At 44.3% G+C, this 12,749-nt stretch carries 11 protein-coding genes and 1 other annotated feature; all 11 genes read left to right on the top strand.

Annotation, left to right across the window (positions count from 1 at the left end; all coding sequences use genetic code 11):
• Nucleotides 1-257: 257 nt before the first annotated feature.
• The 11 genes from JOC94_RS18675 (at nt 258) to cysS (ending at nt 12,748) form a co-directional block, all read left to right on the top strand.
• Entirely contained in the window at nt 258-719 is a 462-nt protein-coding gene (locus JOC94_RS18675) for a CtsR family transcriptional regulator (RefSeq protein WP_077111605.1), read from the top strand.
• A 21-nt stretch (nt 720-740) separates the two neighbouring features.
• Nucleotides 741-1,286 carry a UvrB/UvrC motif-containing protein gene (locus JOC94_RS18680; RefSeq protein ID WP_077111516.1) on the top strand — a complete coding sequence of 182 codons (546 nt, stop codon included), beginning with the start codon at nt 741-743 and terminating at the stop codon, nt 1,284-1,286.
• Nucleotides 1,283-2,365, top strand: a complete 1,083-nt coding sequence (locus JOC94_RS18685) for a protein arginine kinase (protein WP_077111517.1) — start codon at nt 1,283-1,285, stop codon at nt 2,363-2,365. Before JOC94_RS18680 ends, JOC94_RS18685 begins: the two co-directional genes overlap by 4 nt.
• Nucleotide 2,366: 1 nt before the next feature.
• Nucleotides 2,367-4,802 (top strand): ATP-dependent protease ATP-binding subunit ClpC, encoded by a 2,436-nt coding sequence (clpC, locus tag JOC94_RS18690; RefSeq protein WP_077111518.1) that lies wholly within the window; start codon nt 2,367-2,369, stop codon nt 4,800-4,802.
• 68 nt (nt 4,803-4,870) lie between these two features.
• Complete coding sequence (gene radA, locus JOC94_RS18695; RefSeq protein WP_077111519.1) at nt 4,871-6,250, top strand: DNA repair protein RadA; 1,380 nt, start codon at nt 4,871-4,873, stop codon at nt 6,248-6,250.
• Between the two features lie 194 nt (nt 6,251-6,444).
• A complete protein-coding gene (locus JOC94_RS18700; protein WP_077111520.1) occupies nt 6,445-7,542 on the top strand; it encodes a PIN/TRAM domain-containing protein in 1,098 nt (365 codons plus the stop codon).
• 17 nt (nt 7,543-7,559) lie between these two features.
• Nucleotides 7,560-8,252, top strand: coding sequence for a 2-C-methyl-D-erythritol 4-phosphate cytidylyltransferase (gene ispD, locus JOC94_RS18705; protein ID WP_077111521.1), 693 nt, complete (start codon nt 7,560-7,562; stop codon nt 8,250-8,252).
• Between the two features lie 12 nt (nt 8,253-8,264).
• On the top strand, nt 8,265-8,744 hold the full coding sequence (gene ispF, locus JOC94_RS18710) for a 2-C-methyl-D-erythritol 2,4-cyclodiphosphate synthase (RefSeq protein WP_077111522.1): 480 nt from the start codon (nt 8,265-8,267) through the stop codon (nt 8,742-8,744).
• 96 nt (nt 8,745-8,840) lie between these two features.
• Entirely contained in the window at nt 8,841-10,298 is a 1,458-nt protein-coding gene (gene gltX / locus JOC94_RS18715; RefSeq protein ID WP_077111523.1) for a glutamate--tRNA ligase, read from the top strand.
• A gap of 35 nt (nt 10,299-10,333) precedes the next feature.
• Nucleotides 10,334-10,573 (top strand) — a binding site (T-box leader).
• A gap of 127 nt (nt 10,574-10,700) precedes the next feature.
• Nucleotides 10,701-11,354, top strand: coding sequence for a serine O-acetyltransferase (gene cysE / locus JOC94_RS18720; RefSeq protein ID WP_077111524.1), 654 nt, complete (start codon nt 10,701-10,703; stop codon nt 11,352-11,354).
• The gene (gene cysS / locus JOC94_RS18725) at nt 11,351-12,748 is read left to right on the top strand and encodes a cysteine--tRNA ligase (RefSeq protein WP_077111525.1); all 1,398 of its coding nucleotides are present in this window, start codon (nt 11,351-11,353) and stop codon (nt 12,746-12,748) included. The genes cysE and cysS overlap by 4 nt, the downstream gene beginning before the upstream one ends.
• The last annotated feature ends 1 nt before the right edge of the window (nt 12,749 follow it).

A 12,749-nucleotide genomic window follows, 5' to 3' on the forward strand; every position in this document is an offset into this window, starting at 1 on the left:
TTCGCGCGCCGATGGTAATGAGGGGCTTCCCCTTGTGAGAGCAGGACGTTGCCGGGCAAGCGAAAACATAGAGTGGATACGCTCTATGTTTTTTCTGTTTTATTCCGAAATAGCCATTTTTTTGCTTTGGTTTTATTTTGTCGGAAAAAGGCAAAAATATAGATGACCGATCTGATTGCAAAAGAGGCTTTTTTTCGTGTATAATTTAAGTCAAATATAGTCAAAGTCAAGCATAAAGTCAGGGAGGCGGCTTGATGATGCGGAATGTGTCAGATATTATCGAGGAATATTTAAAAAAAGTATTGGAACTTAGTGAAGGCGAAATCGTAGAAATAAAGAGAAGCGAGGTGGCTGATAAGTTTCAATGTGTTCCCTCGCAAATTAATTATGTGATTAACACCCGTTTTACGATGGAAAGAGGATATATGGTAGAGAGCAAGCGGGGGGGAGGCGGTTATATCCGAATTTCCAGGGTGAAAATTCATAATCAGGCCCATCTAATTGATCAATTAAAAGTGCTGATTGGGAAAAAGATCTCTCAAACAAGAGCGGAAGATGTTATTATGCGACTATTGGAGGAAAAAATACTGAACGAACGCGAGGCAAAATTAATGCTAAACGTGATTGACCGGACAGTATTACACATCGATTTACCGGAAAGAGACGAGCTGCGCGCTCGTATGTTAAAAGCGATGCTGTTGTCGATTAAATATGATTAGGGGAAAAGGAGGATGGCTATTATGGTTTGTCAAGAGTGTAAAGAAAGGCCGGCCTCCCTGCATTTTACGAAAGTTGTGAATGGGGAGAAAACCGTTATTCAGCTGTGTGAGCGCTGTGCACAGGAAAAAGGGGAACTTTATTTGCTTCAAGGAGGGACCGGCTTTTCGATCAACGATATGCTTGCCGGACTATTGAATATTGATCCCGCTTATCAGCAAGCGGCTCCGGAATCGATTTCCGGAGGAGTGCTTCAGTGTGAAGTTTGCAAGATGACTTACCCGCAATTTGCCAAGGTTGGGCGATTCGGATGTGCAAACTGTTATAAAACATTTCGGCACCAGCTTGCCCCCATCATTAAAAGACTGCACAGTGGGAATATGGCACATGGAGGGAAAGTGCCTACAAGGATTGGCGGATCTTTGCATTTGAAAAAAGAAATAGAGTTGTTAAAAGAGAAACTCGGTTTTTTGGTTCGGCAGGAAGAATTTGAAAAAGCCGCAGAAGTACGCGATCAAATTCGCTCCCTTGAAAAAAAATTGCATGAAGGGGAGGATAAAAGCGAATGAGTCTCGAAAAGTTTCTTAATCAAGCTCTCAGTTCTTGGATGAGTTCGGAAGGCCCTGATTCGGATATTATTTTAAGCTCCCGCATCAGATTGGCCCGAAATCTGCGAAATTATAAGTTTCCTACGTTGTTTAGCAATGAGGAAGCGAGGGAAATTATTCATAAAATAAATGAAACGATCCAAGTACATGCTTTCCGCGACTACGGTGCATTGGAATTTTTGGAAATTGACGGATTAAAAGATTTGCAAAAAAGAGTGCTCGTGGAAAAGTATTTGATTAGTCCAAGGTTGGCGGAGCAAGCAACCCATGGAGCAGTCTTCCTTTCCGAAAAAGAAGACGTCAGCGTTATGATCAATGAGGAAGATCACATCAGGATACAATGCCTCTATCCGGGCTTGCAAATTATGGAGGCATTGGAACGCGCAAGTAAAATTGATGACCTGTTGGAAGAACATGTTGATTATGCGTTTGATGAGCAGTTTGGCTACTTAACTACATGTCCGACTAATGTTGGAACTGGATTGCGCGCATCCGTCATGGTTCATTTGCCTGCTCTGATTCTTACTCGTCAAATGAATCAGATTATCCCAGCCATCAACCAGTTGGGACTTGTCGTGAGGGGAATATATGGAGAGGGCAGTGAGGCTCTGGGAAACATATTCCAGATCTCCAACCAAATTACATTAGGGAAGTCTGAAGAGGATATTGTGGGCGACCTAATAGGTGTTGTTCATCAAATTGTGGCCCAAGAAAGGGCAGCCCGTGAAGCATTAGTGAAAACATCAAACATACAATTAGAAGACAAAGTGTTCCGATCATACGGGATCTTGGCCAATTGCAGAATTATTGAAACAAAAGAGGCGGCAGAATGTTTATCTGACGTCAGATTGGGCATAGATACAGGATATATTACTCATCTTTCAAGAAACATATTAAATGAACTCATGATTTTGACACAACCAGGATTTTTACAACAATATGCAGGAGGGCCGCTTCGACCTGTTGAACGGGATATAAAAAGAGCGGCGTTAATCAGGGAACGTTTAAAGCTTGAAGAGAAACGGACAGGAGGAGATTAGCATGATGTTTGGTCGTTTTACAGAGAGAGCACAAAAAGTATTGGCCCTTTCCCAGGAAGAGGCAGTTCGCTTGGGCCATGGAAATATTGGCACTGAGCATATTTTACTCGGTCTTGTCAGAGAAGGGGAAGGAATTGCAGCCAAGGCGTTATACGGACTTGGTCTCGGTCCAGAAAAAATTCAAAAAGAAGTTGAAAACTTGATTGGACGCGGAAAAGATACGTCTCAGACGATCCACTATACCCCACGGGCCAAAAAAGTAATGGAGCTTTCGATGGATGAAGCAAGAAAACTCGGCCATTCATATGTGGGCACGGAACATGTTTTGCTTGGACTAATTCGTGAAGGTGAAGGTGTAGCGGCGCGAGTCTTAAATAATCTGGGTGTCAGCCTCAACAAAGCGCGACAGCAAGTTCTCCAACTTTTAGGGAGCAATGAGGCCAGCACACATGGCGGTGGAAATGCTTCTAGCGCCAATACGCCGACACTGGACAGTTTGGCCCGCGATTTAACAGCAATAGCCAGGGAAGGGAGCCTGGACCCGGTGATCGGCCGGAACAAGGAGATCCAACGCGTCATTGAGGTACTCAGCAGGCGGACAAAAAATAACCCGGTTCTTATCGGAGAGCCAGGCGTAGGGAAAACAGCGATCGCTGAAGGTCTTGCTCAGCAAATTATCAATAACGAAGTGCCTGAAACGCTCCGTGACAAGAGAGTCATGACACTGGATATGGGAACAGTTGTTGCGGGGACAAAATATCGTGGCGAGTTTGAAGACCGCTTGAAAAAAGTGATGGATGAAATTAGGCAGGCAGGCAATATTATTTTATTTATTGACGAACTTCATACATTGATTGGTGCCGGTGGAGCTGAAGGAGCGATAGACGCTTCCAATATTTTGAAACCTTCTTTGGCTCGCGGAGAGTTGCAGTGCATTGGTGCTACAACATTGGATGAATACCGAAAGTATATTGAAAAAGATGCAGCACTTGAGCGGCGCTTTCAGCCAATACAGGTTGATGAACCAACAGTCGAAGAATCCATTCAAATTTTGGAAGGCCTACGCGACCGTTATGAAGCGCATCACCGTGTTTCTATTACAGACGAAGCGATTGAAGCCGCGGTAAAATTGTCTGACCGCTATATTTCAGACCGTTTTCTGCCGGATAAAGCCATCGATCTGATCGATGAAGCCGGTTCAAAAGTGCGACTTCGTTCCTATACGACACCTCCCAATTTAAAAGAGCTCGAGCAAAAGCTTGAAATGATCCGTAAAGAGAAAGATGCGGCTGTCCAAAGCCAGGAATTTGAAAAGGCTGCATCATTGCGGGATACAGAACAAAGACTCCGCGAAGAATTGGAGGAAACGAAGAAGTCTTGGAAAGAAAAACAAGGACAGGAAAATACAGAAGTCACGGTGGAAGACATTGCCCAAGTCGTATCAAGCTGGACGGGGGTTCCTGTATCGAAGCTTGCTTCTACCGAGACGGAAAGATTGCTTAATTTAGAGGAAATCCTCCATTCTCGTGTGATTGGCCAGGAAGAGGCTGTAAAAGCGGTTGCCAAAGCGGTTAGAAGAGCGCGTGCAGGATTGAAAGATCCCAAAAGGCCGATTGGATCTTTTATCTTCCTTGGCCCAACAGGTGTCGGAAAGACGGAACTGGCCCGCGCATTGGCGGAAGCTATGTTCGGCGATGAGGATGCCATCATCCGTCTGGATATGTCCGAATATATGGAGAAACATTCCACCTCTAGGCTTGTTGGTTCGCCTCCGGGATATGTCGGCTTTGAAGAGGGCGGACAGTTGACAGAAAAAGTTCGAAGAAAGCCGTACTCGGTTATCTTGCTCGATGAAATAGAAAAAGCACATCCTGATGTTTTTAATATTTTGCTTCAAGTTCTGGAAGATGGGCGGTTGACCGATTCCAAAGGTAGGACAGTCGACTTCCGGAATACAGTGCTCATCCTAACGTCAAACGTCGGAGCACAGGCTTTGCAGCGGAATAAATATGTCGGTTTCGCAGTCCAAGATGGGGAGCAAAGCTACAAGGACATGAAAGGCCAAGTGTTAGAGGAATTGAAAAAAGCGTTCCGCCCCGAATTTTTAAACCGGATCGACGAAATGATTGTATTCCATGCTTTGGAGAAAACACACTTGAAGAAAATTGCCACTCTCATGGTTAATCAGCTTATCAAGCGTTTGAAGGAACAGGAAATGGATCTTGAATTAACTGAACGGGCCCAGGAAAAAATTGCCGAAGAAGGGTTTGATCCAGAATATGGTGCAAGGCCGCTTAGAAGAGCAATTCAAAAGTTCGTTGAAGACCGTCTCTCAGAAGAACTGTTGAAAGGAACAATTAAAATAGGTCAACATGTACTGATTGATGTTGAGGACGACGAATTTGTCGTTAAAACAAAAGAAGAGTCATTGTCTTAATGAAACGGGGGTACATAGAGATCAATCTTGTACCCCATCTTTTGTATGACTGCTAGGGAGGAGAAACTATGGCGAAAAGAAAAACAAAGTTCATGTGCCAAAGTTGCGGCTATGAATCACCAAAATGGATGGGCCGCTGCCCAGGCTGTGGCGAGTGGAACCAAATGGTGGAAGAAGTCAATATAACCGGAAAAACGAGACGGGGAGCACTCCATCATACTGCCTCGGATACGACTTCTCAACCTTCGCCTATTACCTCCATTCAAACAGACATAGAGCCCCGCGTTGAGACAAAGTCAACAGAATTCAACCGCGTTTTGGGCGGAGGTGTCGTTCCCGGCTCGCTCGTCCTGATCGGGGGAGATCCAGGAATTGGCAAATCGACCCTTCTGCTCCAAACTTCTTCCCAACTGGCTGAATTGAATAAAAAAGTTCTATATATATCCGGAGAGGAATCGGTGAAACAAACAAAATTGCGAGCCAACCGGCTACATGTCACTTCATCAGAGCTTTACCTTTTTGCTGAAACGAATTTGGAGTTGATTCATCAAACCATTTTAAATTTATCTCCAGATTTTGTAGTGGTGGATTCGATTCAAACCGTCTATCATCCTGAAGTAACTTCTGCACCAGGCAGCGTTTCGCAAGTCCGTGAGTGTACCGGCGAATTAATGAAAATAGCAAAAACGAAAGGAATCGCGATTTTTATCGTTGGACATGTAACGAAAGAAGGAGCGATTGCGGGGCCGCGTCTTTTGGAGCATATGGTTGATACTGTTCTCTATTTTGAAGGAGAACGCCACCACACATACAGGATTTTGCGGGCCGTCAAAAACAGGTTCGGTTCTACGAATGAAATAGGGATTTTTGAAATGAAAGAGTCGGGATTAGAGCAAGTGGAAAATCCTTCGGAAATTTTCCTGGAAGAACGTTCAAAAGGAGCATCTGGTTCAACCGTAGTTGCTTCGATGGAGGGGACAAGGCCTGTCCTTGTAGAGGTTCAAGCCCTGATTTCTCCTACAAGCTATGGAAATCCCCGCCGAATGGCAACAGGTATTGACCATAATCGCGTTTCGCTGCTGATGGCCGTTTTGGAAAAGCGGGTAGGCCTTTTATTGCAAAACCAGGATGCTTATCTCAAAGTGGCTGGAGGAGTAAAACTAGACGAGCCGGCAATTGACCTGGCGGTAGCGGTTAGTATTGCATCGAGTTTTCGCGATCAGCCTACCAGACCCGCAGATTGCCTGATTGGAGAAGTTGGTTTAACAGGGGAGGTAAGGCGCGTATCCCGAATTGAGCAGCGGGTACAGGAAGCTGCAAAGCTGGGATTCACCCGGATATTGGTTCCCGCCAAAAATATCGGAGGCTGGAAGGTTCCGGAAGGGATTCGGCTTATTGGTGTAGATACGGTGGAGGAAGCATTACAGCAAGCATTTCTACCTTCATAATTTACCTAATTGTCATATGTCTGAAATGGAGATGTACCATACTTTTGTTAAAGTAAAAATGAAGAAAAGATAGGTCTTAAAGCTATTTAAGTATAATATTTGAAACCATTTTGCTTTTGAATTCGTAAAATAATCAATTCGTCACGTTTTTAAATCGCTTAATTTGCTTATAATTAAAACAAGGAGGTGAAAGCATGTTAAAGCGAATTGTCCAGGCATGTTTTTTGCTTTTTGGAGGAATGCTTGGCATTTTTCTAGTTCCCGAACTTTTAAAATTGGCATCTCTTGACGAAATTATTTGGATAAATAATACGTTTGTTACTGCTATTTTGGGTGCTATTATTTTTTATATCATTACATTTTGGGCAGTTGACCATGTGGTCAACTTGGTCAAATGGTTTGAAGACCGGATTGTAAAGGCTCCGGTCACTGATATATTGTTTGGAAGTTTGGGTCTTACTTTCGGATTGATCGTTGCATTTTTGGCCGGACTGGCCATCAATCATATTGAGATACCCATTGTGAACGAGTTTGTTCCGATTTTACTTACGCTGTTGCTCGGCTATCTCGGATTTCAAGTCGGGTTTAAAAAGCGCGATGAACTGACGAACTTATTTTCGTTCAACCGAGCCGGCAAAAAGAAAGCTGCCGGTGACTTGGGTGAAGATCAAGAACATGCATCAAAAAGGTTGAAAATCCTCGATACGAGTGTCATTATTGATGGGAGAATCGCCGATATTTGCCAAACAGGGTTTTTGGAAGGAACTCTTGTTATCCCCCATTTTGTGTTGGCGGAGCTTCAGCATATAGCCGATTCATCCGATGCTTTGAAAAGAAATAGGGGAAGGCGCGGTTTAGATACCCTGAATCGGATACAAAAGGAAGTCGAAATTGAGGTCGAGATGTATGAAGGCGACTTTGAAGATGTTCAGGAAGTGGACAGCAAGCTTGTCAAACTGGCAAAACTATTGAACGGCATCGTTGTAACAAACGATTTTAACTTAAATAAAGTATGTGAGATTCAAAACGTTTCTGTTTTGAACATAAATGATTTGGCAAACGCGGTAAAACCAGTCGTCTTGCCAGGAGAAGAACTCAATGTTCAGGTCATCAAGGACGGAAAAGAGTATAACCAGGGTGTGGCCTATCTTGACGACGGAACGATGATTGTCGTAGAAGAAGGAAGAGACTACATTGGCAAAAGAATTGACGTGGTTGTAACAAGCGTATTGCAAACATCGGCTGGGCGAATGATTTTTGCGAAGCCTAAATTACTGGAAAAAGCGCTATAGACAGGGGTTTGGACTAGGTGGAGTATGATGTCATCATCCCCGCTGCCGGATCGGGTACAAGAATGGGAGCGGGGAAAAACAAATTATTGTTGGAATTAAATGAGCGTCCGATTATTTTGCATACACTCGAGGTGTTTGCAGGAGAACCGGATTGTTCCAAAATGATTGTAGTGATACAACCCAAGGAAGAAAAGATTTTTCGGGAAATGACAGTGGGTTCGCCTTATGAAAAAAAACTGGCGTTTGTGTATGGTGGGGCAGAGCGGCAGCATAGCGTTTATAATGGTTTAAAAGCTGTATCGACGGGCATTGTTTTAGTCCATGACGGCGCCCGCCCATTTATCCGCCGCCCGGTCATTAAACAACTTGTGAGTGAGGCGGTGCGTTCCGGCGCGGCCATCGCAGCGGTGCCTGTAAAAGATACGATTAAACAAGCGGTTGACCATGAAGTTGTTCAAACCATTGACCGTAGCAGCTTGTGGCAAGTACAAACACCACAAGCTTTTCGTTTGCCCATTTTGCAGCAGGCTCACGAATGGGCGAGAGCTGAAGGGTACTTGGGCACGGATGAAGCATCGCTTGTTGAAAAAAAAGGGGATATTTCGATTAAAATCATTAAAAGTGATTACGATAATATAAAAATTACGACCCCTGAGGATTTATATTTTGCCAGAGCCATTTTAGAAAAACGCGCACAACTTGATGGATAGGGAGAGGCTTATATGTTAAGAATTGGACAAGGTTTTGATGTACATCAATTTGCCGACAAACGGCCGCTCATCATTGGCGGAATTGAAATTCCTTATGAAAAAGGGTTAATTGGCCACTCAGATGCAGATGTTCTTCTCCATACGATTGCGGATGCAGCACTGGGAGCCATTGGAGAAGGAGATATTGGCAGGCATTTTCCGGACACTGATATGGCGAATAAAGATTTGGATTCCGCCCTTCTGCTTGAAGATGTTTGGCGGCTTGTCAAACAAAAGGGTTACGATCTTGTAAATGTTGACTGTACCATTATGGCGCAAAAACCGAAAATGGCGCCCTATATTGAACAGATGAGAGAGCGGATCGCCGGTTTGTTGGAGGCGGACAAAGCCCGTGTCAATGTAAAAGCAACGACGACGGAAAAGCTTGGTTTTGTAGGGCGCGGGGAAGGAATTGCCGCCATGGCTGTTTTATTGATTCAAAAAAACAATTAAAGCACGCCACCTTTCAACAAAGGCTAAACTGTTGTAAAATATAAGAAGAATGAAGAGTTTCAAACTTGATTTGGAACTTTGAGGAGGCAGCAAGTGATGTCAAATGACATACGGGTACGCTATGCGCCGAGTCCGACGGGACATCTTCATATCGGAAACGCGCGTACAGCATTATTTAATTATTTGTTTGCCCGCAACAAGGGCGGAAAATTTATTATCAGAATTGAGGATACGGACCAGAAAAGAAATATAGAAGGTGGCGAGCAAAGCCAGCTTACATATTTAAAATGGTTAGGCATTGACTGGGACGAAAGCATTGATAAAGACGGGGGATATGGTCCCTATCGGCAGTCCGAGAGGAATCACATATACGAAGAATATTATAATACTCTTTTGGAACAGGGCTTGGTTTATAAATGCTACTGTACGGAAGAAGAATTGGAAGCGGAGCGCGAAGCGCAAATCGCCCGCAAAGAGATGCCGCGCTATTCCGGGAAATGTCGCCATTTAACAGATGAACAACGGAAACAGCTTGAAGCCGAGGGGCGAAAGCCGAGTGTCCGCTTTAAAGTTCTACCCGGAAAAACGTATACTTTTAAGGATATGGTAAAAGACGAGGTTTCTTTCGATTCTGATGGAATCGGTGATTTCGTCATTGTGAAAAAAGATGGCATTCCGACTTATAACTTCGCGGTTGCTGTTGATGATCATTTAATGGAAATCAGTCATGTGTTGCGCGGAGACGACCATATTTCCAATACTCCGAAGCAGTTGATGGTTTACGAAGCATTTGGCTGGGAACCTCCGGTATTTGGGCATATGACGTTGATCGTTAATGAAAGCCGGAGAAAATTAAGCAAGCGGGATGAGTCGATCATCCAGTTTATTGAACAATACGCCGAATTAGGTTATTTGCCGGAAGCATTATTTAATTTTATTGCGATGCTTGGCTGGTCTCCCGAAGGGGAAGAGGAAATTTTTTCGAAAGAAGAATTTATCGACATTTTTGACGCTAGTCGATTGTCGAAATCTCCAGCATTATTCGACAAGCACAAACTTGCCTGGATGAATAACCAATATATGAAAAAGCTGGATTTGGAGAAAGTAGTCGAATTATCTTTGCCACATCTTCAAAAAGCAGGCTTTATAAGCGAAAAGCCTACTAAAGAAGAAATGGATTGGGCAAGAAAACTGGTTGCCCTGTATCAGGAGCAAATGAGCTATGGTGCAGAAATTGTTGAACTGTCTAAACAATTTTTCCAAAATGACATAGAGTTTGATGATGATGCCAAAGCTGTGTTGGAAGAAGAGCAGGTGCCGGAAGTTCTCCAAGCATTTTATGATCAAATTTCGGTTCTGGAACCATTTGAAGCGGCCGGGATTAAACAGGCAATGAAGAACGTCCAAAAAGCAACTGGCCATAAAGGGAAAAAGCTATTTATGCCGATTCGGGTCGCCGTTACGGGTGCTACCCGCGGCCCTGAATTACCGAATGCCATTGAGCTTTTAGGAAAGGAAAAAGTAAAAAGACGGTTGGAGCGTTTGATTTTTTAACAAAATGCTCAAAATGTAATATATTAAAGTTATAGAAAAAAGCGTTGAAGAGGAAAAGTAAAAAGTCGATGCTGATCAGAGAGAACCGCCGCCGGCTGAGAACGGTTCAAGCCACTCGATTTTTGAAAATGCCCCTCTGAGCCTTGTGCCGAACGGAAATTCCCAGTAGGTCCAAGCGGGTCCCCTTGCCGTTATAAAGGAAGAGCTGGGGTGTAAAGCAATTTGATTGCTGGAATCCAACCAGAGTGGAACCGCGCGAAAAAAGCGTCTCTGATTGATCGGAGGCGTTTTTTGTGTTTCTTAGCGGCAAGCTTATCAATAGAGTGCGATTGGGTATGGGAGCAAGTTTCATTGTCGATGGCAAGGGTTCAATACACGCACTTATAGAGAGGAGTGAAGTCGATGTTCAAGCGAATGAAGGAAGATATTAATACGGTGTTTGATCAAGATCCGGCTGCCCGGTCGGTCGTGGAGGTTGTGTTAACATATTCCGGTTTGCATGCTGTTTGGGCGCATAGGATCGCCCACATGTTCTTCAAAAGAAAGATGTTTTTTATCGCGCGGCTCATTTCTCAAATCAACCGATTTTTTACAGGGATTGAAATACATCCGGGAGCGAAAATAGGCCGCAGATTTTTTATAGACCATGGCATGGGGGTTGTCATTGGGGAAACTTGTGAAATTGGTGATGATGTAACGGTATATCAAGGAGTAACGCTTGGAGGAACAGGGAAGGAAAAAGGAAAGCGGCACCCGACGATCAAAGATCATGCCTTAATTGCGACTGGAGCGAAGGTGCTGGGGAATATTACAATTGGAGAGTATTCAAAAGTGGGAGCCGGATCGGTCGTGTTGAAAGACGTGCCGCCCAACTCAACGGTTGTCGGAATACCTGGACGGGTCGTCATACAGGATGGGGTAAGGCTGAAAAGGGATCTTAACCACAGTGATTTGCCGGATCCCATTGCGGACCGCTGTTCAGCCATGGAAAAGGAAATTGAACGCCTGCAGTCCGAAATTGCTGCAATGAAACGGGAGAGGAGCCATTCGGGATGACAATTAAAATTTATAATACACTAACACGAAAGAAAGAGACATTCATTCCGTTAGAAGAAGGAAAAGTAAAAATGTACGTTTGCGGGCCGACCGTTTACAACTATATTCATATCGGGAATGCCCGGCCTGCAATAGTTTTCGACACAGTTCGCCGCTACTTGGAATACCGCGGCTATGAAGTACACTTCGTATCGAATTTTACGGACGTCGATGACAAAATTATCAAGGCCGCCAAGGAGCTTGGGGTGGACGCTATAACGGTGGCCGAGCGTTTTATCGAGGCATTTTTTGCAGATACATCAGCGCTCGGTTGCAAGAAAGCGGATGCTCATCCGCGCGTAACCGAAAATATGGATGAGATTATCCAGTTTATTGAGGCGCTTATCGAAAAGGGATATGCTTATGAGTCCGGCGGCGATGTATATTTTAGAACAAGAGAGTTTGATGGATACGGGAAGCTTTCCCACCAATCGGTTGACGATTTAAAAGTTGGCGCGCGTATTCAACCGGGGGAGTTAAAAGAGGATCCACTTGATTTTGCGTTATGGAAAGCGGCAAAAGAAGGGGAAATCAGTTGGGATAGTCCATGGGGAAAAGGCCGTCCGGGCTGGCATATCGAGTGTTCCGCCATGGCGAGAAAGTATTTGGGAGATACGATTGATATTCATGCCGGCGGCCAGGACTTGACATTCCCTCACCATGAAAATGAAATCGCCCAATCCGAAGCGCTGACGGGGAAAATGTTTGCTCGCTACTGGATGCATAACGGGTATATTAATATCGAGAATGAAAAAATGTCAAAATCTCTCGGCAACTTTGTCCTCGTCAATGATATTATTAGGGAACATGATCCACAAGTCTTACGGTTTTTCATGCTGTCTGTCCATTACCGCAACCCTATTAACTACTCCGAAGAATTGTTTGCCAATGCGGGAGCAGGATTGGAAAGGCTGAAAACAGCGTATCAAAACTTGAAGCACCGCCATGGGGTCAGCGCCAATTTGGCGGATGGCGATCAGAAGTGGCTTGATCAGATCAAAGCGCTCCATGATGAGTTTATCGAAAAGATGGACGACGACTTTAACACGGCAGATGGTATTTCTGTCCTGTTTGAACTGGCCAAACACGCCAATTACTATTTGAGGGAGAAAAACACCTCAACAACTGTCATAGAGGCCTTCATGAAGGAATTTGAGGAACTTTTTTCCGTGCTCGGATTGGAACTGGAAACCGAAGAATTGCTGGATGAGGAAATTGAACAGTTGATTAAGCAGCGAAATGAGGCGCGGAAAGAACGCAATTTCAAGCTCGCCGATGAAATACGCGACCGTTTAAAGGATATGAACATTATTTTGGAAGATACCGCACAAGGTACTAGATGGAAGCGAGGATAAC

This window comes from Siminovitchia thermophila, from assembly GCF_016909185.1.
In the GTDB taxonomy this organism is placed as follows: domain Bacteria; phylum Bacillota; class Bacilli; order Bacillales; family Bacillaceae_C; genus Siminovitchia; species Siminovitchia thermophila.